The following is a 24,415-nucleotide window of genomic DNA, read 5'->3' as shown; positions in this document are numbered from 1 at the left end:
CCGGTCAGCCGCGCTTGAACGGAGTGCGGCGATCAAGGTAATTGCGATCTGCGGCAACGCCCTTGCGCTCGCGCTCGAGGAAGTCCGCGATGGCTTCGCGAAAGCCGGGGTCGGCGATCCAGTGAGCGGAAGTGGTCTCCACCGGCTCATAGCCGCGAGCCAACTTGTGACCGCCCTGCGCACCCGCCTCGACGCGCGACAGGCCGAGTTCGATCGCGGCATCAATCGCCTGGTAATAACAAAGCTCGAAGTGCAGGAAGCGCACGTCCTTCGTGCACCCCCAATACCGCCCGTAAAGCGCCTCGCCGCCGATGAAATTGAGCGCACCGGCAATCGGATTGTCGTCTTCCAGCGCCAGAACCAGCATCAATTGATCGCCCATCCGCTCGCCGAACAGATCGAAGGCATCGCGGGTGAGATAGGGACGTCCCCATTTCCGCGCGCCGGTATCCTGGTAGAATACCCAGAACGCATCCCAATGCTCGGGGCGGATATCGTCTCCCGTCAGCCTGACGATATCGAGACCGGCTTGCGCGGCTGCCCGCTCCTTGCGCAGATCCTTGCGCTTGCGGGAGGTGAGCGAGGCGAGAAAATCATCGAAACTTGCGTAGTCGCGGTTCATCCAGTGGAACTGGATATCCTTGCGCAGCAACCATCCGGCAGCTTCGAAAAACTGGATCTGGTGTGGCTCGATGAAGGTCGCATGAGCACCCGAAAAACCGTTCTGCAGGCACAATTGCTCGGCAGCTTTCAGGAGCGGAGCTGCAAGGCTGTCGTCCGACAGCAGCAGCCGCGGACCTGTGGCGGGTGTAAAAGGCGCGGTGATCAGGAGCTTTGGGTAATATTCGCCCCCTGCCCGCTCGTATGCATCGGCCCAGGCGTGATCGAAGACGAATTCGCCTTGGCTATGCCCCTTCAGATACGCCGGCAGTGCGGCCAGCGGCGGGCCATTTTCGGAAGATATGATGACCGGCGCGCTCTGCCAGCCGGTCCCAGCGCCGACGCTGCCTGAATCTTCCAGTGCCGACAGGAATTCATGACGCATGAAGGGATTATCGCCCGCCAGCGCATTCCAGGCATCTTTCTCGATCGCGCCGACCGATCCTACAACCCTTGCGGCAAGTTCGCCTTCGCTCACGCCAGGCCGTCCCCTTCGGCAATAAGCGCGTCGGCAAACTGCTCACCCTTCTTACGGCTTGCGGCGGAATTGACCGTCCAGGTCAGGACCGGAAAACCGCGCTCCTTCAGTGCCGCGACCATGGGATTGGGAAGCGCAGCCACGTGATAGGCGATGAATTCCGGCTTCGCGATCCACAGGGCAAGATGACGCTGCCACGCCTGCTGCGTCATCCCATGCTCGTCCTCGCGCACCACGAGCCCGCGAACGGTGTTCGGCGAGTGTTCGGCAAACCAGCGGCTGACGCGGGGATCGAAACTCATCACAGCGTGACGGCCGTCGTAGCCTGCCAGCGCATCGCGCACCGCTCGGCAGCTTTCCTCGATATCGTAGCGGCGACGGGACTTGAGTTCGACCAGGATCGGGACACGTGTGTCGACCAGATCGAGCAGGTCGCCCAGTCGCGCAAGCTTGTGCTCGCTGTCGAGGAAAGCGATCTGCGCCAGCTCGTCGGCACTGTAGTCGGACAAGGGGCCGGAAATGCCGGTTAGCCTGTCGAGCTCCCAATCATGGACCAGCATGGGCGCGTGGTCGCGGCTGCGCTGGATGTCGCATTCGATGCCCAGCCCCGCTTCGGCGGCGAGCTCGAACGCGGCGAGGGAATTTTCCGGCACGCCGTCCCGATGCATGCCCCTGTGCGCATAAGTCCAGTCGCGCAGCCACCCGACCCGCGCCGGGTCGGGGGCAGGTACGATCAGCCGGTCAAGCGGGGCGAAGAGCGACAATCGCGTCGACCTCTACTGCTGCATCGAGCGGGAGGACCGGCACGCCGACAGCGCTGCGCGCATGACGGCCCGCGTCACCGAAAACCTCGAACATGAGGTCGCTGGTTCCATTCACGACCTTGGGCTGGTCGGTGAAGTCCGGCGTACTCGCGACGAAGCCGCCGAGCTTGACGATCTGTTCGACCCGCTCGAGCAAGCCGGCAGCCTTGAGCTGCGCCATGATCATCAGGCCGGAGGCGCGCGCCGCTGCCTGACCCTGTTCGAGCGACACATCCGCGCCTAGCTTGCCGGTCACAAGCCTGCCTTCGACGAAGGGAAGCTGGCCGGAGATGTAGGCGGTCTGCCCGGACACGACGAACGGCTGGTAGCTGGCTACCGGTGCGGCCGCTTCGGGCAATGTAATGCCCAGTTCTTCCAGCCTTGCTTCGATGGTCATGCGGTTTCCTTTTCGAGTTCGTCCTTCAGCCACGGAAGGGCGTGTTCCCAGGTATCGATCCGCGCATCGGCATGGCCGGAGGTATGTGCGCAGTCGATATGCGGTGCCAGCATCGGCTCGCCGCACAGGTGCAGCGTCGTGATCTGGCCGATCGTTTCGCGCGCCGAACGGTGATGCTGGGCAAGGTCATCGATGAAGATCGCCTTGGTCGGATTGTATTCGTCGAGAATGCGCTGGAGCGCCGGTCCTTTGGGGCCCTGGTTGGTGAAGACGCGGGCGTTGAGGCCGTGATCGGCAAGCTGTCGGGTGCGCATCTGCTGGCGCTTGTCGACGAGGTTGGTGAGGATCACCACGTCCGCCTGCTCGCCGAGTTCGTTGATGCCTTCGATGGCGCCCGGGATCGGCGACTGGCGGTGCATCTCGGTATCGAAGAACTTGCCCAGCATCCGCCAGATGTCGTCGGGCGCAAGGATCTCGCCGGTTTCCTGCCACCTCAGGGCCTGGGAGAAATCGTTGCCGTTCATGCGGAATTCGACGCCCTGCGTTTCGTCCAGCCAGTCGCGGAAGGGCGATACCATGTAGAGCAGTACTTCATCGCAATCGGAGATGATCAGGGGGCGGCTCATGCAGACAGGCTCCTGTGGGCAGCGACAAGCGCTTCGGGCGTCGTGCCCAGCGCATCGGCAGCCGAGATAAGGTCGGGTTCGTGATTTGCGAGGAATTCAAGCACGGCCGCCTGCACTGCGCGCTCGCCGATACCATGGCGAAGGCGTTCGGGCGTCAGGCCGGTAAGGGACAGCAACCGCTCGGCGCGCCGGTCGTCTACCAGCGCCCAGCCGAGTGCCTCAAGCGCCAGGACTTCGGGTGCGCGGGTTTCGCCGGATTTGTCGTTGGATAGAATTGTCAGCCCTTTCGCTTCTCACTATGCCCCGGTGCCAGATCGCAGGAGACGGCAAGCACGTGGCAAAGAGAATACTCGTTGTCGAGGATAACGACCTCAACCGGAAATTGTTCTGTGACGTGCTGAAGGCCAACGGCCACGAGGTCGTGCCGGTCGCCGATGGCAACAATGTCATCGCCACTGCCCGCAAGTTTGCGCCCGATCTCGTCATCATGGACATCCAGCTGCCCGGTGTAAGCGGGGTCGATTTGATCGCCGAGCTCAAGGACAATGGCGATCTCGCCAAGGTGCCGGTGCTCGCTGTAACCGCCTATGCGGGCAAGGGCGACGAGGAACGCATCCGCGGCGCGGGCGCGGAAGATTACCTCGCCAAACCGGTATCGATCGGCCCCTTCATGGCGGCCGTACGTCGCCTTGTCGGCGAGTGAGATAGCGCGCCCACGCTTGACAAGCGGGTCCGGAAACCGCTTTGCCGCCCATTGATTATCTACTGCAAGCGCCGCGGGTCGCCCCTGCCGCTGTAACATTACAAGGACTGGACCCTTCATGGACCGTGCCGAAGTCGACGCAAAAATCCGCGAAATCGCAGAACCCTTCAACAAGAAGGGCGTCACCATCACCGAAGAAACCAGTTTCCAGAACGACCTGGAATTCGACAGCCTGACCGTCATGGATTTCGTCGCCGAGATCGAGGACGAATTCGACATCATCATCAGCATGAACCAGCAGGCCGAGATCGAGAAATACGGCCAGCTCGTCGATGCCGTGACCAAGATGCAGGCCGACTGATGAGCGAGGGTATCTCCCAGCCGGACCAGCCGCAGGCGCTCGAGGGACACGCGGGCGACAAGGATCTCTTCTCCAAGTTCGACGACATCATCGCGATGCGCCAGGGTCTGCTCGATAGCGGCGTCGAGGACCCGTTCAACCTCGTCATGGAAAAGGTTCTCTCGCCGACCCGCGCGATCTGCAACGGGCGCGAGACGATCCTGCTCGGCACTTATAACTACATGGGCATGACCTTCGACCCGGACGTGGTCGAAGCGGGCAAGCAGGCGCTGGCCGATTTCGGTTCGGGCACGACCGGCAGCCGCGTTCTCAACGGCACCTACCAGGGGCACAAGGATGTCGAGGAAGCACTCAAGGACTTCTACGACATGGACCACGCGATGGTCTTCTCTACTGGCTACCAGGCCAATCTTGGGATCATCAGCACCATAGCCGGAAAGGGCGACTACATCGTCCTCGACATCGATAGCCATGCCAGCATCTGGGACGGCTGCGCGATGGGCAATGCCGAGGTCGTGCCTTTCAAGCACAACGACATCGAAGCGATGGAAAAGCGCCTCCGGCGCATCCCCGAGGATGCCGGGAAGCTGGTCATCCTCGAAGGCGTCTACTCGATGCTTGGCGATATTGCACCGCTGAAGGAAATGGTCGCCGTCGCGAAGAAATACGGCGCGATGGTGCTGGTCGATGAAGCGCATTCCATGGGGTTCATCGGCGAAAACGGACGCGGCGTGGTCGAAAGCGCCGGCGTGATCGACGACGTCGATTTCATCATCGGCACCTTCTCCAAGAGCGTCGGGACGGTCGGCGGTTTCTGCGTTTCGAACCACCCGAAGTTCGACATCATGCGCCTCGTCTGCCGCCCATACGTCTTCACCGCCTCGCTCCCGCCGAGCGTGGTGGCGACCGCCTGCACCTCGATCCGCAAGCTCATGCACGGATCCAATAAGCGCGCGCATCTCTGGGAAAATTCCAAGAACCTGCACAAGGGGCTGAAGGACCTGGGCTTCCAGCTTGGCACCGACGAACCGCAAAGCGCGATTATCGCGGTGATCATGCCCGACCTCCAGCAGGGCGCGGCCATGTGGGAAGCGCTGATCAAGAACGGGCTCTACGTGAACCTCGCAAGGCCGCCGGCAACGCCTGCCAACATGACCCTGCTACGCTGCTCGCTCTGCGCCGAACACAGCGAAGAGGAAGTGGGCGAGATCCTCGAAATTTTCGAGAAAGCGGGCAAGGCCGTAGGGATAATCTGACCAGGCGGGAACGCGCATCCCCGCCTGCTCGTCTCCTTCCATGAAGGAGAACGATCAGATGAAGACGACCAATAGCGGCAGCGCGACATACGAAGGCCTTGGCAAGGACGGCAAAGGACATGTCTCAACCGGGTCGGGCGCACTTGCGGCCCAGCCTTATGGCTTCAATACCAGGTTCGAGGATGCGCCTGGCACCAATCCGGAAGAGCTTGTCGCCGCTGCCCATGCAAGCTGTTTCACCATGGCCCTGTCATTCAAGCTGGCCGAAGCAGGCTTCACCGATGGCAGCGTCGTCACCAGCGCGGAAGTCACGCTCGAAAAGGAAGACGGCGGATTTACGGTGACGAAATCGGCGTTGTCGACCAAGGGCAAGGTCGAGGGTATGGACCAGGCCAAGTTCGAAGAACTGGCCGCCGATGCGAAGGCCAACTGTCCGATCTCGAGACTGCTGAACTGCGACATCACTCTCGAAACCGAATTCGAAGGCTGAGACCAGTTCTTCGCGAGAAAGGTCGGCCGGGGGTTGCGAACCGGCCGGCCTTTCCCGTCAGGCGACCTTGGCGGTCGCCTCCTCTCCAACTGAAGGTTCAATTTCCCGGTTCTCGGGGAAGATCGGCCACATAAGCTGCTGGCCCAATGTGGCGGGCGCGAGGTTTTCAACGCCATAGCTCTTTGGGAAGCTGCGCGTGATCTTCGCAGTGCCGAACAGCATGTCCCAGAAGAATAGCAGGTTCCCGTAATTACCCTTGTATTGCACCGCCGGATCGTCGGCGTGTCGGCCGTGGTGCGCATGGTGCGTGGCAGGGGTCGAGATGGTGCGTTCGACCACCCACATGACGGGAGAGAGCCACTTGATCTTGTAGAGCGGCTTGTCCCAGGCGACGTCGGAATGCGCGCCGGTGATGACCAGCAGCTTCACCACGATATACCCGGCATATACCCAGCCAAGGCCGAGGTAGATCAGGATACCCGACAGCCAGATGCCCGGCATCATCGCATAGTAAAATAGGTTGTTTCGGTACACGAGCCGCACGCTCATGTATTTCGCGTTATGGTGCGCGCGATGGAGGTTGTAGAGCCAGTGAAAGCTGTGGCTCGCGCGGTGCCACCAATACTGCATCATGTCGTCGAGGATCAGGAACAGGCCGATCGCAAGGAAGATATTGATGCCGGACAGCGCGCCCTCCCATTGGGGGGCGACCATTCCGGCGAGAGTCGCCGAGGTAAAAAGAACGACAGGCTGGGTTAGCCCGAGCAGCATGATCATGCTGACCGCTTCCACGATTCCATCGTCGCGGGTCTGTTCGGATTTGCGGAACAGGTTGGTCCGCCACAGCTCCAGCAAGGCGAAGCCGAGGTAGATGCAGATGATCGCAATGGTCGAAGCAGGCATGGGTCTCTCCCTTGTCGATTCCCGGCCTAGCGTTTACCGAAGCGAAATAATGTCAAATGTTTTACATTCTGACCCGACTCGGCGCTCGCTGGTGTCGCCCATGCTGTTTTCCAGCCTCGATCCAGCCTTGCAGGCCCACCTGCTGCGCGGGTCGGCGGAGCGGCGCTACGAGGACGACCAAATCATCCAGCAGCGCGGAGAGATGGCGGATGGTTTCTGGCTGATCGAGGCCGGCGAGGTCATGGTCGGCCAGTTCCTGCGCGAAGGAGATTTTCGCGCGGTCGCCCTTCTTGGCAAAGGCGATTCCTATGGCGAGCTCGCGGTATTCTCCAACCGCCCCCGCATCGTCGATGCCGTGTCGCGCGGGCAAAGCACGCTGAGGCACATATCGGCACACCGCTTCCTCGATGCGCTGGGCAACTACCCCGCGTCGATGAGAGCGCTATTGGGCGCCCTCTCTCACCAATTGCAGGACACGCTTTCGCTGCTGGCAGGGATGCGGCGCGGGACCAATCCGGCGAGAATGGCCGAGCTGCTCGTCAACCTGGCAGGTGAGGTCCGGCGCGAAGCCCGGGTCGAAATCACCCAGCAGGAACTTGCAGAGCTGCTCGGTATCACACGGGTCACGGCCAACGCCGCGCTCAAGATCCTGCAACAGGCAAGGCTGATCGAGCGCGGGTACGGCACGATTATCGTGCGCGACCGCGACCGGTTGATGAAGTTCGCGTTGGACTAGATCAGCTGGCCTCGATGGCGGGCGGACTGCTGCACACGCCGCCTTCCTCGTCCTCGCTGCCGCCAAGCTGCGTGAGGACCAGCACGCCGCCTACCACCAGGACGACGAAGGCCGTGGTGACGAGGCCCAGGTACTTGTCGATCACCTGCTTGATCGGCGCGCCGAAGACGCGGAACAGGATGCCCACCGTCATGAAAATGAGGGCGCGGGCAAACAGGCTCGACAGAACGAAAGTGACGAGGTTCATGCCGACAAAGCCCGCCGTAATGGTCAGCAGCTTGAACGGCACCGGCGTCGCTCCGGCGATCAGGATCGCCTCGAAGTCGTATTCGCGCAGATGGCACGCCGCGACGGGAAATGCCTCGGTCAGGCCAAGCGCGCCGATAAGCCAGACCCCGACCGTATCGTAGAGGCCCCACCCGATCGCATAGCCGAGCAAGGCACCCGCGACTGATGCCAGAGTGGCGACGAGAGCGAACTTCACCGCCTTCTTCGGTTCGGCAAGGCACATGAGGCCGAGCAGAGGATGCGGCGGGATCGGGAAAAAAGACGATTCCACGAAGCAGAAGAATGCCAGCCACCAGACCGCATGCGGGTGCGCAGCCTTGTCCATCGTCCAGTTGTAGAGGCTGCGCAGCATGTTCGTGTGACCCTCGAAATCGAAGCCAGCGACCTAAGGCACCGGGACTGTGTAGGCAAGCGTCACCGTATAACCTATTTGGTTCTTTTTTCTTGACATCGTGGCGCTATTTGGCTAGACAAATGAAACATCGCGATAGTGTGATTCACTCCGAAGGGCGGCCGGCAGGTCGCCCTTTTGCGTTTCATGCGTCCGCCGGATCGGGAGGGAGCCATGGGAAAATCACGATCTTCTGCCCGCCACGCCTGGGAAGCCGCGTTCCTCAAGGCATTGCGCGAAAACGGCAAGGTCAATGCAGCTGCGCATGCCGCCGGAATAACCACCGGGCCGCCCTATAACCGGCGCAAGGTCAGTGCATCCTTCGATGCGGAATGGAAACAAGCGCTCGCCGCCTACAACAGCGGGAAAAGCAAGCGCATCCGCAACAGCGAGGAGCGCACCGCCCCGCGCCAGTGGAAACGCGTCTTCCTCGATGCGCTTGCGGAAACGTCCAATGTCGCAGGCTCGGCAAGACAGGCGGATATCGCCCCGCGTGTGGCCTATCGCACCCGTCGCAGCTGCGACGACTTCGCCGCCGACTGGCGCGCCGCGCTGTTCGAAGGATATACCAATCTGGAAATGGAAGTGCTCGGATACCTTCGCGATCCGGCCCCTGCCAGGCAATTTTATCGTCGCCTCCGGCCTCGCCGGAACCCGGAGCTTGCTACATTGTCGGCGCCCAACCGAGCGATGAGTGGACCGGGAGGGAAGGCTCGATAGCTGGATGGATCGATGGTCAATGGACCTTCGTGGCCCCGTACCACGGCCTGATCGTCTACGATCGGCAAACCGCGGGATCGCTGGTGTACCGGGATGGGTGGGTACGCCATCAGGCACCCACGCTGCCTTCCGGTGGCAATACCATAGATGCGGAAGCAAGAACGGCTATCGAGGAATTGGTCGCGATACTGAGGCAGCACGGCTTATTCCCTTGATTGTTCGGAACCGTCTTCGCAGGATGTCGTTTGAGTGATGTCCGAGGGTGAGATATCGCTCGGACAGCTTTGTATTTCGACGGGAATCGCGACATTCTTGCAACAGTTCCCGTCCAATGCTTGCTTGCCACGTGTGAACGGGAAAGTTAGATAACCACCACTCGGTGGCTCCAATTCGCAAAAAGGGGAAATAAATAATGCGGAATTTCGTCCTAGGAATGGCGATGGCCTCTACGGCCCTTGCATCGCCTGCCCTCGCACGAGACAATTCGTGGTACATCGGCGCCGAATTCGGCCCGATGATCGCTGAAGATCTCGATCTCAACCTTCTTGATGAAGACGACGCAACGGTCGATACGCTCATCGTAGATACCGACACCGGCTATGACGGTGGTGGTTACGTCGGATACGACTTCGGTGCGTTCCGCCTCGAAGCTGAAGTAAGCTATCGCGATGCGAATGTCGAAAGCGTCGATGTGGGCGCTACGGGCCTCGCAAACGCTTCAGGAGCTATCGCTCCGGCTGGTGAGACCGCCGCTGTCGGTAGCATCAACTCGCTCAGCTTCATGCTGAACGGCCTGTTCGACTTCGGTCCCGATGATGGCCTCCAGCTCTACGCTGGTGGCGGTATCGGTGTTGCTCGCACTAGTGTCGAAGGACGTATCGCAAGCGCGGGAAGTCCCTCGATCGACGATTCGAGCAGCGACATCGCATGGCAGCTTCTTGCTGGCATCAATGCTCCGCTGAACGACAATCTCGACGTTGGCCTGCGTTATCGCATGTTCACCGCTGAAGACGTCCAAGTTGTCGATCTCGGCGGCCGCGCTCTCGACGGCAAGCTGCGCACGCACTCGCTGATGGGTACGCTCACCTACAACTTCGGTGCGCCTACTCCTCCGCCGCCCCCGCCGCCGCCGCCGCCGCCGCCTCCTCCGCCCCCGCCGCCTCCGCCGCCGCCGCCGCCGCCGCCGGCTCCGGTTTGCCAGCAGGGCCCGTACATCGTCTTCTTTAACTGGGACGAGTCGGACATCACTCCGGAAGCGGCAACGATCCTCGACAACGCAGTCTCGGCATACGCCAACTGCGGCATGGCTTCGGTCATGCTGGCGGGTCACACCGATACGTCGGGTTCGGCTCAGTACAACATGGGTCTCGCCGAGCGTCGTAACTCGTCGGTCCGTGATTACCTGACCGCACGCGGCATTCCCGATGGTCGCATCAGCAGCGAAGCCTTCGGCGAATCGCAGCTGCGCGTTCCGACCGCCGACGGCGTTCGCGAACTCCAGAACCGTCGTGTGGAAGTCACCTACGGTCCGGGTTCGGGCATGTAATTTCACTCACCGAGTGAAAACAGGATTAGGGGCCGGAGCAATCCGGCCCCTTTTTCGTTGGTCCCTTGTCTTCTCAATGAACAAGGGATCCCGGAATGAAATACGCAAAAGCCCTCGTCGCGATATCCGCAGCACTCCAGCTCGGCGCCTGCTCGAGCTACGGCAGCCTGCCGACCGAACGGGTGGGCAGCGCTACACTCACTTTCGCAAACGGGCTGCCCGCCGGAACAGTCCAGCTTTTCTCGGACAGTGATGGAGTTACCATGGGAGTAGCGGTCACCGGCCTCGAACCAGGCCCGCACGGCTTCCACCTTCATACCACCGGCAAATGCGAAAGCCCCGGCTTCCAAAGCGCAGGGGGCCATCTCAACCCTGCAGGACGCGAGCACGGGAGTGACAATCCCGCCGGCAAACACCTTGGCGATCTACCGAATCTGGTAGCGAACGACACAGGACGTGCGACCGCCCAGTATGACTTGTCAGGTTCGGCCGGCGACGTTCTTGGCGATATATTCGACGCAGACGGCACTGCGGTCATGATCCACGCAGGACCTGACGATTATCGCAGCGATCCGGCAGGCGATGCCGGTTCGCGCATCGCCTGCGGTGTCATCAAAGCCGCCAGCTAGAATACCTCTCAGACTGCCTCGCCGGCCGCGCGGGCGCGCTCGAGCACCGAGGCGCCCGCCGCCGGAACAAGCTTAAGCGCGGCGAGCAACAGCACGAAGCCAAAGGGTGCAGCCACCAGCGTGGTCAGCATCCCGGTGCTCAACCCTCCGGGGCTGACGGCCGAGACATATCCTGCAAGGAACGGCCCGATGCCCAGTCCGATCAAGGTGGTCGACAGGAAGAAGATGGCTGTCGCCATTCCACGCATGCGGGGCAGAACCAGCGCCTGGCTGCTGGCAGCCGCAGCGCCGAGCGCCGAAGCGCCGGTCATCTGCGCAAAGAAGCTAGCCACATAGAAAACCGTCAGACTGTCGGTAGTGTACGCGACGACGATCGGCGGAAGCGAAGCGAGCAGCCCGAACAGGATGACCATCACGCGACCGTTCTGGAATTTCTCGAGCAAATAGTCTGCCATGCGTCCACCCAGGATCACTCCGAGAAAACCTGCGACCGCAGAGGGTGCGCCAAGAAACCAGCCAAGATCCGTTTTGTCGGCCCCGAGGACACGCTCCGCATAGGGCGCGCCCCAATAGGACGCTGCATAAGCCATGAATGCTACCGTGCCGTAGCCCAGCACGACGCTGAGGAACGCGGGCGAGCCCCAGGTCAGGCGGAAGGTCGGAAGATCACGTGTGTACAGCGCGGTCGCCCAGCTGAAGACAGCGTAGTATCCAACTCCGAGGAAGAGCCACTGGTCGCTTACGGGCACACCGGCCGCGGTCAGTCCTACCGCGTCCGACAAATAGGCCGAGGCCCCGGGGGTGATTGATGTCAGGAAGACCGCAATGACAGCAAAGGCGACAAGCCCGGCGACATTGACGGCGAAGGCACCAATTCCACGTTGAAACGCTCCAAGCAGTGTGAACGGGGGGATGACCTGGAAGAGTTCCTGGAAGAAGCCGCGGAACGGATGCGGATTTTCCGGAGTGGGCAGGCCGTCGATTTCTCCGCGCACCGGTTCTCGCAGGGTCAGGACCCAAAGCGCGAGCAGAAGTCCGGGAATACCCACCGACAGGAACGCTGCCTGCCATCCGACGAGACCTAATGGACCACCATCGGGATAAGCTTCGTTCCAGTTCTCGACGACGAGTCCGCCGATTAGCAGCGAAATACCACCGCCGATGTATAGGCCGCTCGAATAAATCGCGAGCGCAGTTGCACGCAGCCGCGCCGGAAACCAATCGGAGATCAACGAATAAGCCGAAGGGCTGGCCGTCGCCTCGCCCACGCCAACACCTACGCGCGCAGCTGTTAAGGCCCCGGCATTCTTGGCAAAACCCGACAGTGCAGTCATTGTCGACCACAGTGCCAAGCCAATCGTCATCAGCCGGATGCGTTTCCAGCTGTCGGCCAGTTTGCCGAGCGGGATCCCGAAAAGAGCGTAGAAGACGGCGAACGCAGTCCCGTAAAGAAATCCGAGATAGTCGTCCTCGACACCAAGGTCGGCCTTGATGTCATTGGCCAGGATCGAAAGAATCTGCCGGTCGATGAAATTGAGAACGTATACAAGGACGAGAACGCCCAGCGCATACCAGCTGTAGGCGGGGACCTTGGTATCCGGTTGAGGCGACGCTTCGATCGGCTTCTCGCTTGTAACGTCGCTCTGGTTCAAATTCCTACTCCCTCAAATCAGGCGCTCCCGGCGCATAGGCAGTCGTATCGATTAGCCCCGCTTCGTCAAAGCCCTTTCGACGAAGTCGGCAGGAATCACACGCGCCACAGGCCGTTCCGTCTTCGGTTGGGTCATAGCAAGACCAGCTCCAGGAAGGGTCGAGATCGAGGCGATAGCATTCGCGCGCAATGTCGGCCTTGCTCATGTGCTGGAGCGGCGCGTGGATCGAGAACGGCTCGCCTTCGACACCCTGCTTGGTACCGAGCCTCGCGGTTTCGGCAAAACTGGCAATGAACTCCGGCCGGCAGTCGGGATAGCCCGAGTAGTCGAGCGCATTAACACCGATGAATATATCGCGGGAGTGCACGCTTTCGGCAAAAGCGGTCGTGAGGGCGAGAAATACGAGATTGCGGGCCGGAACATATGTGACCGGTATGTCGTCTCCGACGCCTTCCTTGGGTACGTCGATATCGTCGGTTAGCGCCGATCCGCCGAAACGTCGCAGATCGAGAGGGAGCTCAACGTGGCGGGACACGCCCAGAAGTTTGGCAATCTTCCGCGCCGATTGGAGTTCGCGAATATGTCGCTGGCCGTAGTCGATCGTTAGCGCATGGACCGCATATCCCGCTTCCCGTGCGAGAGCTGCGCTGACCATCGAGTCCAAGCCGCCCGACAGCAGTACGACTGCCGGCGGCGAATCCGCATTGTTCACTTCATTCATGAAACGCCAGCTAAAGCCTTCACCCTGCGCGGGCAATGCTCACTGGCAGGAACCGATGCGGCGCGCCTCGGCCGAAAACTGGAATGGACGCCCGCCCACAATGCCCTGGCTATCGATCTGCACCAGAGCAGGACCTTCCTTGCGCACGTTGGTGCGGCCATAGCCGTCGCCCGGGCACGTGTACTGGACAGTCACTTCGTTGCGGCCATCTTCGACCACGAAGCGATTGCATCCGCTCGCCGAGTGACGCAACTGGATCAGCTCACGGCCGGAACGGACACACACCTTGCGGGCCGGGGAACCGTCGCGAAACCGCAGCTGCCATTCGCCTTTATCGAGCGAATCGAGCATGGCGAGCGATGACTGGGCGAGAGTTGGTGACGCAACGGCACCGGCGCACAGCAATGCAAATGCGCCTCCGATCACACCAAGTTTCTGTTTTCCGGTCACTTTTCCCAATTACCTCGATTTATGTGCCTGATACTTCGTATCTAGTGCAAAATTATGAACATTCTGCGCTGAACCACTGCAGAACAAGCGGGTTCCCAGTATCGACAGGCACACAGTGTATCAGGCTAGGCCTCAATCGGGAACTGGCGCGAACAGAATGCGCAGTCGACTTGAATTATTCCGTTCTCGTCACGCATTTCGGCCCGATCCGCTTCCGCGAACTTGGCAAGTACGCTTTCGTAGTGCTCGACCGAACACCTGCAGCCCTTCTCGATTGTGTGGCCGCTGCTGATCCGGATCTCCTCTTCTTCGTGGAAGAGACGCCAGACAATCGCTTCGAGTGACAGTTCCGGGTCGAGCAATTCCTCGTGGCGGAGCGAACCTGCCAGGACCGAGACATGCTCCCACTCCGGGTGGTCGAGCCTTGCGTGAAGGCGCTCGCGCCCCTCTTCACCATCAGGCAAGTGCTGCACCAGCATGCCCGCAGCCATACAACTGCCCGCGTTTGATCTGACCGCGGTACGGATCAGGGTCGGAACCTGCTCGGACTGGAAGAAATAAGCCTCGCAAGCCTCGGCAAGGGAGTCTCCTTCGAGAGGGACGATACCCTGATAGCGCCCACGCCCTTCGGCCATGTCGAAGGTGATAGCGAGGTAGCCCTTCCCGAACAGCGCGAAAAGCGACGGGTTCGCGCCAAGTTCGACGAGCTTGTCGGAGTCGAAATCGACGTAGCCGCGAAGCGCGCCGTCCTTGTAGTCGCAAACGAGCAGGTTGATGGCGCCGGCTTCGGTTTGAGCCTGCATCGTGACCTGCGATCCCTCGCCCTTCAGCAACCCTCCCATGAGCGATGTGAGCACGAGCGCTTCGGCCAAGAGGTGCGTAATCGGCGCAGGGTAATCGTGGGCGGAGAGGATCTCGTCGAGAGCCGTATCCAGCCGCACGACGCGGCCGCGCGCATCCCGCGACGGGATGGCGAATGAAAGGGTCTTGCCGGCGAAAGTTTCGTCCTGGTCGGGCTGATTATCGGTCATGCGGCGCAATATGGTGCGGCGCGCCCGGATTTACAGACCCCGATGGCTAGCCCAGCAATCCGTGACACCAGAGCAGGATGGCTTTTTGCGCGTGGATGCGGTTCTCCGCCTCGTCGAAAACGACCGATTGGGAGCTTTCGAACACGTCCTCGCTCACTTCTTCCCCGACATGGGCAGGCAGGCAATGCAGGAATTTTGCGTCTTGCTTGGCCAGCGCCATCAGGTCGGCATCGACTTGAAACGGCGCCATCGCGGCGAGCTTGGCTTCCGCATGATCCTGACCCATCGACACCCACGTGTCGGTTACAATCACGTCCGCTCCGCGCGCCGCTTCACCGGCATCGTTGGTCAGTGTTACCTTCGAGCCGGCAGATCGGGCCAATTCGACGAACTCGGATTCCGGCTCATATCCGGCTGGCGTTCCCACGCGCACGTTGAACTTGAAGAGGCCAGCCGCTTCCAGGATCGAATGAAGCACGTTGTTGCCATCGCCCAGCCAGGCGATCTCCAGCCCGGGCAGCGCCTTGCCATGTTCCACCATGGTCAGCAGGTCGGCCACGATCTGGCAGGGATGCGAGCGGTCTGTCAGCCCGTTGATCACCGGCACGTGGGCATAATGCGCCAGTTCCTCCGCCTTGGCGTGATCGTCGGTGCGGATCATGATCGCATCGACCATCCGGCTGAGCACGCGAGCGGTGTCTGCGATGCTCTCGCCGCGACCGAGCTGGCTGGTACCGGAATCAAGGATCAGCGCCGATCCGCCGAGCTGGCGCATCGCGATATCGAAGCTGACGCGCGTACGGGTCGAATTCTTCTCGAAGATCATGCCGAGGACATGGCCCGCGAGCGGTGCATCGGCGTCGGGCTTGCCCTTGGGCCAGCCTGCCCGCGCCGCCTTACGGTCCTGCGCATCGGCGAGCATGGCGGCAATCGCATTTCCGCCCGCGTCTGACAGGTCGAGGAAATTCCTCACTGCCGGCCCCAGGTCTAGTGCGTTGCCGCCTGCCATCAGGCGCCTTCCGGATCGAAGCTTGCCGCGCCTGCGGAAAGCTTGTCGAGGAATTCGTCGAACTCCGCATCGCCCGCCACCAGCGGCGGCAGGACACGCAGGGTCTGGTCGCCGGCCGCAACGCAAAGCAGCTGGTGATTGTCACGCAGGTGGACGAAGAACGGCCGGCTTTCGACCTTCATCCGGATACCGAGCATCAGGCCCTTGCCGCGCACGAAATCGAAGAGGTCGGGATAGTTGCCGATGAATTGCTCGAGGCGGCTGCGCAGGCGTTCGCCCTTTTCCGTCACTTCGGCGAGGAATTCGTCATTCGCGACCGCGTCCATCACGGCCATGCCGGCAGCCATGGCCAGCGGATTGCCGCCATAGGTTGATCCATGGGTGCCGAAGCCCATACCGCGCGCAGCCTTTTCGGTCGCAAGGCAGGCGCCAAGCGGGAAGCCGCCGCCGATGCCCTTTGCACTCGCCATCACATCGGGCTCGACGCCGTAGTGTTCATAGGCATAGAGCTTGCCGGTGCGAGCGACGCCGCATTGCACTTCGTCGAATACGAGCATGAGATCGTGCTCGTCACACATGGCCTTGAGGCCGTGGATGAATTCGTCCGATGCCGGACGGATGCCGCCTTCGCCCTGGATGGGTTCGACGAGGAAGCCCGCGGTCTTGTCGCTGACCAGCGCCTTCGCGCTCTCCAGATTGTCGAATTCGGCATACTGGAAACCGGCGAGCAAGGGGTGGAAGCCCTTGTGCATCTTTTCCTGATTGGACGCGCTGATGGTGGCCATCGTGCGGCCGTGGAAAGCGTTGGTAAAGGTGATCAGCTCGGTGCGGTTCGAGTCGCCATCTTCATGCTGGTGATATGCGCGCGCAGTCTTGATCGCGGTTTCGACCGCCTCTGCGCCGGAATTGGTGAAGAACACCGTGTCGGCGAAAGTCTTGTCGACGAGCCGCTGCGCCAGTTCCTCGCCCTGCGGACTGCCGTAGAGGTTCGAGACATGCATCAGCTTTTCGGCCTGGCGCTGGATCGCCCCGATCAGCCCCTTGTGGCTGTGGCCGAGCAGGTTGACGGCGATCCCGCTGGCGAAATCGAGATAGCGCGTACCATCTTCGTCGATCAGGTGGCAATGGTCGCCCTCGACAGGACGAACGCCGCAACGCGGGTAAACGGGCATCAGCGGGGTAATCGACATCGGACCTCCGGTATTCTCGAAAAGCGAAACGACAAATGGCGGCCCCTAAAGGGAACCGCCATCTGCGTAATGATCGACGATCTATTGCTTCTGCAACGCCGGGTCAAACCGGCGCTACGGAAACCGGCGGAAATTATTCCGCAGGTACGAGATTGACCGCCGAATACTTGCCTCGTCGGTCGACCTCGAGATCGAACTCGTAGCGTTCGCCCTCGTTGATGGCCGACAGACCCGAACGCTCGACCGCGCTGATGTGCACGAAAGCATCGGGCTGGCCGTCGTCACGCGTCAGGAAGCCGAAGCCCTTCATAGAGTTGAAGAACTTGACCGTGCCGGTCGCCTTCTCACCGGTCAGTTCGCGGCGCGGAGCTTCGCTGCGCGATTCGACCGCGATGACATCGCCGACAACCTGCAGGTCCTGCGCCGACACCTTGCCGCCGCGATCCACGAGGTTGAATTCGAGTTCCTGTCCTTCTGCCAGGCCTTCGAGACCGGCGCGCTCGACAGCGCTGATGTGAACGAAGATATCTTCGCCGCCGGTATCCTGCTGGATGAAGCCGAAGCCCTTCTGCGAATTAAAGAACTTCACCTTACCTTTGCCGGTGCCGACAACCTGGGCAGGCATGCGGTTGCCACCGCCGCCACCGCCGCCACCGCGCGGACCACCGCCGAAGCCGCCACCGCCGCGATTGCCGCCGCCGAAGCGGTCACCACCGCCACCGCCGCCACCGAAACGATCGCCACCGCCACCGAAGCGGTCACCGCCGCCACCGAAGCCGCCGCCCTGCTGGTCGAAACCGCCGCCCGGACCACCGAACGGATCGTAGCTGTCTTCCCCGAAACCGTCCCGCTTGTCCCGTCCGCGGCGGCGCCCTCTGTCGTAACCCATAACCCTGCAAATACCTTGTCGTTCAGCTCGAAACTCACTGCGAACGGCGCGGGAGCTGAAACGCGCCGGACGCGGGCAGACACGAGCGAAATGCGCGAGACCTACCCCTCAAACCATTACGCATAGCGCGAAACCGCGCGTCAAGCGAATGATTTAGCATTTACACCAAGTGTCGCGAGCGATTGTGACATTTTCGCATGAAATCACGCAGGTTTCTTCGCTTGCATGGGCGACCGGGCTTCGGCATCGGTTCGACATGGAAATCATGCAGCTTCTCAGCGACCCGGCCGCCTGGCTTGCGCTGCTCACCTTGATCGCCCTCGAAGTCGTTCTCGGCGTCGACAATCTCATCTTCATCGCGATCTTGTCCAACAAGCTGCCCGAACACCAGCAACAGCGCGCGCGACGTATAGGGCTTGCGCTGGCGCTGATAATGCGGATCGGCATGCTGCTCCTGATCGGCTGGCTAGTCACCTTGCAAACCCCGCTGTTCGATCTGGGAATCGTGGGTCCTCCGGTCGAGGGGACCAATAAGGCGAGCTTCGAGACTGCCTTTTCCGGTCGCGACCTGATCCTCCTGGCAGGCGGCCTTTTCCTCCTGTGGAAGGCCACCAAGGAAATCCACCATTCGATGGAGCCGGAAGACGATTCGGGCGATCTCCTCGACAAGACCCCTGGCGTCGGCGCAGCCGCCACCGCAACCTTTGGCGCGGTCATCGCACAGATCGTCGCCATCGACCTGGTGTTCTCCGTCGATTCGATCCTGACTGCGGTCGGGATGACGGACGACATTCCGATCATGGTCACGGCGGTCGTGATCACTGTCGGCATCATGATGGTTGCAGCCGACCCGCTGGCCAAATTCATCGAGAAGAACCCGACGCTGGTCATGCTGGCCCTCGCCTTCCTCGTGATGATCGGCCTCGTGCTGATCGCCGACGGCTTCGGCTTCCATGTGCCGAAGGGCTACATCTACGCCGCCATGGGATTCTCGGTCGGCGTGGAAATCCTCAATATCGTACAGCGACGCCGCCGGGCAAAAGCCGCTGCGCTCGCCAAGGGAGACGTCGCATGAGCGATTTTCGCAGGATCACCGACACCTTCTACGCCAGCCCCCAGATCGACCCCGCGCAGGTAGGGGAAGCCAAGGAGCAAGGCGTCACGCTGATTGTCAACAACCGTCCCGACGGCGAGGAAGCCGGACAGCCGGAAGGCGCAGCAATCGAAGCTGCCGCACACGAGGCCGGCCTCGACTATGTTGCGATCCCGGTCAGCTCGGCGGGTTTCAGCCAACCGCAAGTCGAAGCCTTGCGCGACGCGCTGGGCCAAGCCGAGGGCAAGGTCCTGGGCTTCTGCCGGTCCGGTACCCGCTCGACCTTCCTGTGGTCGCTTGCACAGGCTGCCAATGGTACGGAACCCGACACAGTGGCAGCCGCAGCGCTGAGCGGTGGCTACGATGTCTCGCCCATTCGGCCGGCCATGGATGCGCTGTACGCCAACGCCCGCGGCTGATTACTCGCGATAATCGAGCGGGGGATCGCGGTCCCCCAGCAACGAGACGTATTCGTAGTCTTCGCCCCGCGCAGCGTCGAATTCGGCGCGGGCCGCCTTGCGCAATTCCTCGTTCGTATAGAGTTCGGCTGCCATCAGGGTCAGCGCCTTGGCGGCCAGCTGGGCACCTTTATGCCCGATCGAATGGCCGCTTGCTGCAACAGCCTGCCAGCTGTGTGCGCTCGTCCCGGGTACCCAGGTCGCGGTGCGCACGCCGACAGTCGGGGTCGCCCAGGACACGTCGCCTACGTCGGTAGAGCCATAGCCCAGTGTCTTTGCATAAGGCTGCACCTTGCCGGCCTCTTCGAGCGGTTCGGCATTCTCGCCGAAGCTCTTCGAGATTTCCTCGGCCCAGGCACGTTCTTCGGAAGTATACTCGATCCCGCCGAGGCTGCGCAGCTTGCGATCCATGGCGCGGGCCAGCGTCTCGTTGACGAGCAAGGGGTTGTTGCCGTGGATGACCTCCCACTCGACCTCCGTGCCCGTGCCCATTGCAGCGCCTTTTGCCGCCGCTTCCAGGCGGGTCCACAGCGCCTGCACTTCGGCAGCATCCGAATGCCGCACGTAATAGAATACCTCGGCAAAATCGGGGATGACATTGGGGGCCGATCCACCCTCGGTGATGACGTAGTGGATGCGCGTGTCCATGCTGGTGTGCTCGCGCATCATGTTGACCATCATGTTCATGGCCTCGACCCCGTCAAGCGCGCTGCGTCCGCGTTCGGGAGCGCCGGCGGCATGGGCGGAGATACCCCGGAACCTGAACTTTGCAGAACGGTTGGCGAGGCTGGTCCGGGCTGCTGCACTGTTTTCATCTGCCGCGTGCCAGTGAAGCGCGATATCGACATCGTCGAACAGCCCGGCACGGGTCATGTAAACCTTGCCCGATCCGCCTTCTTCGGCCGGCGTGCCATAGAGCCGGATGCGCCCGGGCGTCCCGGTCTTTTCCAGCCAGCGCTTGACCGCAATCGCCGCAGTCAGCGAACCGCCTGCAAACAGGTTATGGCCGCAGGCATGTCCCGCACCATGTTCCGATTGCTCGCGCGTGGGCGCAGCGGTCTGGCTGATACCGGGCAGGGCATCATATTCTGCAAGGATCGCGATGATCGGGCCGCCTTCGCCCCATTCGGCGAGGAAAGCGGTGGGAATATCTGCGATGCCGGCCTCAACCTGGAAACCCTCGCTCTGCAACTCATCCTGCAGCAGCCCGCTAGACCGGTTCTCAAGATAGCCGAGCTCGGCCCAGTCCCAGATTTGCTGCGAAACGCGCGCCGTGCGGTCACCCTGCGCTTCGACCTCTGCGACCGGGTCCGCAGTTTGTGCAGCAAGGGGCATGGAAAGGCAGGCGGCGACCAGCGGTATCAGGGCGAGTTTTTTCATTGTGCATCTCTCCGTTTGGACAAGCTTGCCGCAAAGCGAAGCGCGTGCCAATCGGTATCGCCATGGATATCCCACCCGCCCTCCTCCAGTTTCTCGGATCGCTCGTCGCCATCCTTGCGCTGGCAGGACTGGCCTTCGCCTTGCGGCTGGGGCCAGCGCCACGCCTAAAGGACGAGCAAGCAGCTCGCGCGGCCGCAGACGAAGCGGTCAGCGGTTTCGATCCGGTGGACATCGCGCTCGATCGGGGCGGCGCCGGCGCACTCATGCGCGATACTAAAGGGCGCATCCTGCTGCTCCGGCAGCACGGGAGCCATTTTGCAGGACGCGTGCTGACAGGCGCTGCGGTTGTCTCTCGCGACGGCGATGCCCTGCTGATCGACACGGCAGAGAAACGGTATGGCACGGCGCGCCTTGAGATCCCCGATCCTTCAGCTTGGATGCAGGCGATCGAGGCGATACAGTAGCGCATAGCCATGCCCGATTTTTCACCCACCGAACTGGCCGTTCCAGGCTTTGTCGCCCTCGTCCTGATCGAGATGATCTGGGCCTGGCGCAAGCGGCCGGAAAGCTATGAGCCGAAGGATACGCTCACCAGCCTTGCCTTCGGCCTTGGCAGCACGGTCGCCGGACTGCTGTTCGGGGGCCTGTTTTTCGCGCTGTTCCTGTGGGTCTGGCAGTTCCGCCTGTTCGACATCGAATGGAGCTGGTGGGCCTTTGCGCTGTGCTTCGTGCTCGACGACCTCAAATATTACTGGGTCCATCGCTTCGGCCACCGGGTGCGGTGGTTCTGGGCGAGCCATGTGAACCACCATTCGAGCCAGCATTACAACCTGTCCACCGCGCTCCGCCAGACCTGGACCGGGTTCCTGACGCTCGGCTTCGCTTTCGCGCTGCCGCTGGTGCTGATCGGCTTCCACCCCGGGATGATAGCGCTCGCGGGCGGGTTCAACCTCATCTACCAGTTCTGGATCCACACCGAGGCGATCGACAAGATGCCCCGCTGGTTCGAGGCAGTGATGAATACGCCCAGCCATCACCGCGTCCACCATGCCACCAACCCGCGCTATCTCGACCGCAACTATGCCGGCGTGTTCATCGTCTGGGACAAGATGTTCGGGACCTTCGAGCCGGAGGTGAAGGACGAGAAAATCCGCTACGGGATCGTCAAGCAGCTCGGCAGTTTCAACCTGCTGTGGGCGGTCTTCCATGAATGGATCGGCATAGCGCAGGATATGTGGCGCGCGCCTTGGGGCAGCAAGCTCGGCTACCTGCTGCGCGAGCCCGGCTGGACCCATGACGGTAGCCGCGAGACGAGCGACCAGATCCGCGCCGCCTGGCTCGAACGGCAGGGGGCGGCCCCAAAACAGGTTTCAAGTGAAAACCCGATTGCAGGCGACGCCGAGGCTGCCTAACCTCTCGAATCGAGAGGAGTTATCATGGACGAATTCGATGTAGTCGTTGTCGGTGGCGGCAGCGGAGGCAGTGCAGTCGCGGGGCGTCTGGCTGAAGCGGGCAAGCGCGTCTGCCTGCTCGAGGCAGGCCCGCGCAACAACGGCATGCTGGTGCGTACGCCGGGCTTTATGCCTTTCCTGCGCAATGCGTCGAACTATCGTTATGACACGGTTCCGCAAAAGGGGCTCAACGGGCGTATCGGATACCAGCCGCGCGGACGGGGCCTTGGCGGATCGTCGGCCATCAACGCGATGGTCTACATCCGCGGCAATTCCTTCGATTACGACCAGTGGGAAAGCCTCGGCTGCACCGGCTGGTCCTATGACGATGTGCTGCCCTATTTCAAAAAGGCCGAACACAATGTGCGCGGCGAAGACGAATTCCATGGCGATGATGGCCCTCTGTGGGTGAGCGACCAGAAATGGCCGAACCCGGGCAGCCTCGCCTTTGTCGAAGCCGCTGCGCAATTGCAGCTGCCGCGCAATGGCGATTTCAACGGCGCAAAGCAGGAAGGCTTCGGCCTCTACCAGGTCACCCAGAAAGATGGTGAGCGCTGGTCCGCCGCGCGCGCCTATGTCGAACCCAAGCGGGGATCGAAGAACCTCGATATCAGGATCGGGGTAACGGTGCAAAAGCTGGAGATCGCGGACGGCCGCGTGACCGGCGTGACCTATTCGGCCGGCAAGCGCCGCCGCACCGTTACCGCAAAGGGAGGCGTTGTCCTTTGCGCAGGCGCTTTCAATTCTCCTCAGGTGCTCATGCTGTCCGGGATCGGCCCGGCCGAGCACCTGAAGGAACACGGCATCGATGTCGTGATCGACAAGCCGGCCGTCGGGTCAGACCTGCAGGATCACATCGACTACGTTTCCAGCTGGGAAACCGAGAGCAAGGAATTCATCGGGAGTAGCATTGCCGGCACCGCCCGGATGGCGAAAGCCATTATCGAGCATCGCCGCAAGCGGACCGGCATCATGACCACGCCCTATGCAGAGGCTGGTGGCTTCTGGAAGGTCATGGATGATGCCCCTGCCCCCGATATCCAATGGCACTTCGTGCCCGCAATGCTGGAAGATCACGGCCGCGAGAATGTGAAGGGCCATGGCTTTTCGCTCCATGCCTGCGTGCTGCGCCCCGAAAGCCGCGGGACGGTCCGCCTCGCCAGCCGCGAGGCGAGCGATGCGCCGGTGATCGACCCGAACTTCCTCGACGACGACCGCGACATCGCTGTCCTGCGCAAAGGCGTTCGCCTCTCGCATCGCATCGCCGCCTCGCCGAGCCTTGCAAAGTACGATCCGCAGGACCGCTATCCCATCGATCTCGACGATGACGCCCAGCTTGACGAGCTGATCCGCAACCGCGCCGATACCGTTTATCACCCGGTCGGAACCTGCCGGATGGGACCCGACGATAGCGATGTCGTCGATCCCACGCTCAAGGCGCGCGGTGTCGAAGGTCTGTGGATCGCAGATGCATCGATCATGCCGCGTCTCGTCAGCGGCAACACCAACGCGCCGAGCATCATGATCGGCGAACGGTGTGCCGATTTCGTAAAGGCGGAACTGGGCGCCTAGCGCGCGAGCCGCTTGGCCATGGTTGCAAGGGGGACGGGCACCGCGCCGTTGGTGTCCTCCCATTCGCTTTCCACCAGATAACCGCAGCGCTCGTAGAACGGCTTGCCAGCCATGGTGGCCGCCATTTCGATTTCGGCGAAGCCTTCCTTCGCAGCAGCGGCTTCGGCTGTCTCCAGGATGAGGCGACCGATACCCTTCTTCGTATGATGCGGATGGGTATACATCGCCCTGATCCGGGCGCGCTCGCTGGCAGGATCGAGGAGGCGCGGATCGCGTCCCGCCGAATGATTGCCGCCGTATAGCGTAGCCCGGCGCGACCATCCGCCGCACCCTACGACGATGCCGTCCTCGACGACACAGAAATAGGTCCCGTCTTCGATCAGCAGGCGGTCAAGGCCCATTCCGGCCTTCGATGCCTCGATCTGCTCGTCCGTCAGATACCCGACCTGCAATCGCTCGATCGCGAGGTCCATGAGTTGGCGGATATCGTCTTCGTCCTGATCGGTCGCAATTCTGATTTCGAGCATCATCA

Annotated in this window: 30 protein-coding genes; 14 read left to right on the top strand and 16 right to left on the bottom strand. The window is 61.7% G+C overall.

Features of this window, described 5'->3' with window-relative positions:
• Nucleotides 1–4: 4 nt before the first annotated feature.
• Genes BM173_RS03540 through BM173_RS03520 form a run of 5 tightly spaced genes read right to left on the bottom strand, consistent with a single transcriptional unit; the run spans nt 5 to nt 3,167 of the window.
• Nucleotides 5–1,138, bottom strand: coding sequence for a GNAT family N-acetyltransferase (locus tag BM173_RS03540; RefSeq protein ID WP_090477329.1), 1,134 nt, complete (start codon nt 1,136–1,138; stop codon nt 5–7).
• Nucleotides 1,135–1,902, bottom strand: a complete 768-nt coding sequence (locus BM173_RS03535; RefSeq protein ID WP_090477327.1) for a glycerophosphodiester phosphodiesterase family protein — start codon at nt 1,900–1,902, stop codon at nt 1,135–1,137. The genes BM173_RS03540 and BM173_RS03535 overlap by 4 nt, the downstream gene beginning before the upstream one ends.
• On the bottom strand, nt 1,880–2,338 hold the full coding sequence (locus BM173_RS03530; RefSeq protein WP_090477325.1) for a RidA family protein: 459 nt from the start codon (nt 2,336–2,338) through the stop codon (nt 1,880–1,882). Before BM173_RS03530 ends, BM173_RS03535 begins: the two co-directional genes overlap by 23 nt.
• Nucleotides 2,335–2,964, bottom strand: a complete 630-nt coding sequence (locus BM173_RS03525) for a hypothetical protein (RefSeq protein WP_090477323.1) — start codon at nt 2,962–2,964, stop codon at nt 2,335–2,337. Before BM173_RS03525 ends, BM173_RS03530 begins: the two co-directional genes overlap by 4 nt.
• Nucleotides 2,961–3,167: a DUF3572 family protein gene (locus BM173_RS03520; RefSeq protein ID WP_412093797.1), complete on the bottom strand. Its 207-nt coding sequence runs from the start codon at nt 3,165–3,167 to the stop codon at nt 2,961–2,963. Before BM173_RS03520 ends, BM173_RS03525 begins: the two co-directional genes overlap by 4 nt.
• A 131-nt stretch (nt 3,168–3,298) precedes the next feature.
• Here BM173_RS03520 and BM173_RS03515 point away from each other — a divergent pair, with 131 nt between their 5' ends.
• The 4 genes from BM173_RS03515 to BM173_RS03500 all read left to right on the top strand — a co-directional run bounded on the left by BM173_RS03515 (nt 3,299) and on the right by BM173_RS03500 (nt 5,774).
• The gene (locus BM173_RS03515) at nt 3,299–3,667 is read left to right on the top strand and encodes a response regulator (protein WP_090478469.1); all 369 of its coding nucleotides are present in this window, start codon (nt 3,299–3,301) and stop codon (nt 3,665–3,667) included.
• Between the two features lie 118 nt (nt 3,668–3,785).
• Nucleotides 3,786–4,028, top strand: coding sequence for an acyl carrier protein (locus tag BM173_RS03510; protein ID WP_090477319.1), 243 nt, complete (start codon nt 3,786–3,788; stop codon nt 4,026–4,028).
• The gene (gene spt / locus BM173_RS03505; RefSeq protein WP_090477317.1) at nt 4,028–5,284 is read left to right on the top strand and encodes a serine palmitoyltransferase; all 1,257 of its coding nucleotides are present in this window, start codon (nt 4,028–4,030) and stop codon (nt 5,282–5,284) included. The genes BM173_RS03510 and spt overlap by 1 nt, the downstream gene beginning before the upstream one ends.
• 58 nt (nt 5,285–5,342) lie before the next feature.
• Nucleotides 5,343–5,774, top strand: coding sequence for an OsmC family protein (locus tag BM173_RS03500; RefSeq protein WP_090478463.1), 432 nt, complete (start codon nt 5,343–5,345; stop codon nt 5,772–5,774).
• Nucleotides 5,775–5,831: 57 nt separating this feature from the next.
• Here the strand turns inward: BM173_RS03500 and BM173_RS03495 are convergent, their stop codons facing one another.
• Nucleotides 5,832–6,677, bottom strand: a complete 846-nt coding sequence (locus tag BM173_RS03495; RefSeq protein WP_090477315.1) for a sterol desaturase family protein — start codon at nt 6,675–6,677, stop codon at nt 5,832–5,834.
• Nucleotides 6,678–6,777: 100 nt separating this feature from the next.
• Between BM173_RS03495 and BM173_RS03490 the strand changes: the two genes are divergently transcribed.
• Complete coding sequence (locus BM173_RS03490) at nt 6,778–7,413, top strand: Crp/Fnr family transcriptional regulator (RefSeq protein WP_177201789.1); 636 nt, start codon at nt 6,778–6,780, stop codon at nt 7,411–7,413.
• Nucleotide 7,414: 1 nt separating this feature from the next.
• Here BM173_RS03490 and BM173_RS03485 read toward each other — a convergent pair whose 3' ends face one another.
• Entirely contained in the window at nt 7,415–8,053 is a 639-nt protein-coding gene (locus BM173_RS03485; RefSeq protein ID WP_090477310.1) for a YqaA family protein, read from the bottom strand.
• 213 nt (nt 8,054–8,266) lie between these two features.
• On the opposite strand from BM173_RS03485, the gene BM173_RS14755 reads away from it, so the two are divergent.
• The 4 genes from BM173_RS14755 to BM173_RS03470 all read left to right on the top strand — a co-directional run bounded on the left by BM173_RS14755 (nt 8,267) and on the right by BM173_RS03470 (nt 10,987).
• On the top strand, nt 8,267–8,812 hold the full coding sequence (locus tag BM173_RS14755) for a hypothetical protein (protein WP_245755742.1): 546 nt from the start codon (nt 8,267–8,269) through the stop codon (nt 8,810–8,812).
• Complete coding sequence (locus tag BM173_RS14890) at nt 8,716–9,027, top strand: DUF2793 domain-containing protein (protein ID WP_425438795.1); 312 nt, start codon at nt 8,716–8,718, stop codon at nt 9,025–9,027. The genes BM173_RS14755 and BM173_RS14890 overlap by 97 nt, the downstream gene beginning before the upstream one ends.
• 197 nt (nt 9,028–9,224) lie before the next feature.
• Nucleotides 9,225–10,358 carry an OmpA family protein gene (locus tag BM173_RS03475; protein ID WP_177201787.1) on the top strand — a complete coding sequence of 378 codons (1,134 nt, stop codon included), beginning with the start codon at nt 9,225–9,227 and terminating at the stop codon, nt 10,356–10,358.
• A gap of 95 nt (nt 10,359–10,453) precedes the next feature.
• Entirely contained in the window at nt 10,454–10,987 is a 534-nt protein-coding gene (locus tag BM173_RS03470; protein ID WP_090477305.1) for a superoxide dismutase family protein, read from the top strand.
• A gap of 8 nt (nt 10,988–10,995) precedes the next feature.
• On the opposite strand, the gene BM173_RS03465 is transcribed toward BM173_RS03470, so the two are convergent.
• From BM173_RS03465 to BM173_RS14840, 7 genes are all read right to left on the bottom strand, one after another.
• A complete protein-coding gene (locus tag BM173_RS03465; RefSeq protein ID WP_245755741.1) occupies nt 10,996–12,639 on the bottom strand; it encodes an MFS transporter in 1,644 nt (547 codons plus the stop codon).
• Nucleotides 12,640–12,643: 4 nt separating this feature from the next.
• Nucleotides 12,644–13,360: a 7-cyano-7-deazaguanine synthase QueC gene (gene queC / locus BM173_RS03460; RefSeq protein ID WP_090477303.1), complete on the bottom strand. Its 717-nt coding sequence runs from the start codon at nt 13,358–13,360 to the stop codon at nt 12,644–12,646.
• A 39-nt stretch (nt 13,361–13,399) separates the two neighbouring features.
• Nucleotides 13,400–13,810 (bottom strand): hypothetical protein, encoded by a 411-nt coding sequence (locus BM173_RS03455; RefSeq protein ID WP_245755740.1) that lies wholly within the window; start codon nt 13,808–13,810, stop codon nt 13,400–13,402.
• A 125-nt stretch (nt 13,811–13,935) separates the two neighbouring features.
• Nucleotides 13,936–14,841, bottom strand: a complete 906-nt coding sequence (gene hslO, locus BM173_RS03450; protein WP_090477299.1) for an Hsp33 family molecular chaperone HslO — start codon at nt 14,839–14,841, stop codon at nt 13,936–13,938.
• 46 nt (nt 14,842–14,887) lie between these two features.
• Nucleotides 14,888–15,850, bottom strand: a complete 963-nt coding sequence (gene argF, locus BM173_RS03445; RefSeq protein WP_090477297.1) for an ornithine carbamoyltransferase — start codon at nt 15,848–15,850, stop codon at nt 14,888–14,890.
• Nucleotides 15,850–17,040, bottom strand: a complete 1,191-nt coding sequence (locus BM173_RS03440) for an aspartate aminotransferase family protein (RefSeq protein ID WP_090477295.1) — start codon at nt 17,038–17,040, stop codon at nt 15,850–15,852. The genes argF and BM173_RS03440 overlap by 1 nt, the downstream gene beginning before the upstream one ends.
• Before the next feature lie 133 nt (nt 17,041–17,173).
• Nucleotides 17,174–17,929: a cold-shock protein gene (locus BM173_RS14840; RefSeq protein WP_090477293.1), complete on the bottom strand. Its 756-nt coding sequence runs from the start codon at nt 17,927–17,929 to the stop codon at nt 17,174–17,176.
• A gap of 256 nt (nt 17,930–18,185) precedes the next feature.
• Between BM173_RS14840 and BM173_RS03430 the strand changes: the two genes are divergently transcribed.
• Entirely contained in the window at nt 18,186–19,004 is an 819-nt protein-coding gene (locus BM173_RS03430; RefSeq protein ID WP_090478458.1) for a TerC family protein, read from the top strand.
• A complete protein-coding gene (locus BM173_RS03425) occupies nt 19,001–19,441 on the top strand; it encodes a protein tyrosine phosphatase family protein (protein WP_090477291.1) in 441 nt (146 codons plus the stop codon). Before BM173_RS03430 ends, BM173_RS03425 begins: the two co-directional genes overlap by 4 nt.
• On the opposite strand, the gene BM173_RS03420 is transcribed toward BM173_RS03425, so the two are convergent.
• Nucleotides 19,442–20,860 (bottom strand): amidohydrolase, encoded by a 1,419-nt coding sequence (locus BM173_RS03420; RefSeq protein WP_090477289.1) that lies wholly within the window; start codon nt 20,858–20,860, stop codon nt 19,442–19,444.
• A 62-nt stretch (nt 20,861–20,922) separates the two neighbouring features.
• Here BM173_RS03420 and BM173_RS03415 point away from each other — a divergent pair, with 62 nt between their 5' ends.
• Genes BM173_RS03415 through BM173_RS03405 form a run of 3 tightly spaced genes read left to right on the top strand, consistent with a single transcriptional unit; the run spans nt 20,923 to nt 23,883 of the window.
• Complete coding sequence (locus BM173_RS03415; RefSeq protein ID WP_245755739.1) at nt 20,923–21,324, top strand: hypothetical protein; 402 nt, start codon at nt 20,923–20,925, stop codon at nt 21,322–21,324.
• 9 nt (nt 21,325–21,333) lie between these two features.
• A complete protein-coding gene (locus tag BM173_RS03410) occupies nt 21,334–22,272 on the top strand; it encodes a sterol desaturase family protein (RefSeq protein WP_090477287.1) in 939 nt (312 codons plus the stop codon).
• A 24-nt stretch (nt 22,273–22,296) separates the two neighbouring features.
• Nucleotides 22,297–23,883 carry a GMC family oxidoreductase gene (locus tag BM173_RS03405; RefSeq protein WP_090477285.1) on the top strand — a complete coding sequence of 529 codons (1,587 nt, stop codon included), beginning with the start codon at nt 22,297–22,299 and terminating at the stop codon, nt 23,881–23,883.
• On the opposite strand, the gene BM173_RS03400 is transcribed toward BM173_RS03405, so the two are convergent.
• Complete coding sequence (locus BM173_RS03400; protein ID WP_090477284.1) at nt 23,880–24,413, bottom strand: GNAT family N-acetyltransferase; 534 nt, start codon at nt 24,411–24,413, stop codon at nt 23,880–23,882. The genes BM173_RS03405 and BM173_RS03400 overlap by 4 nt on opposite strands.
• Nucleotides 24,414–24,415 lie beyond the last annotated feature (2 nt).

This window comes from Qipengyuania nanhaisediminis (assembly GCF_900115585.1).
Lineage (GTDB): Bacteria > Pseudomonadota > Alphaproteobacteria > Sphingomonadales > Sphingomonadaceae > Qipengyuania > Qipengyuania nanhaisediminis.
This window is presented reverse-complemented; position numbering and strand designations above follow the sequence as displayed.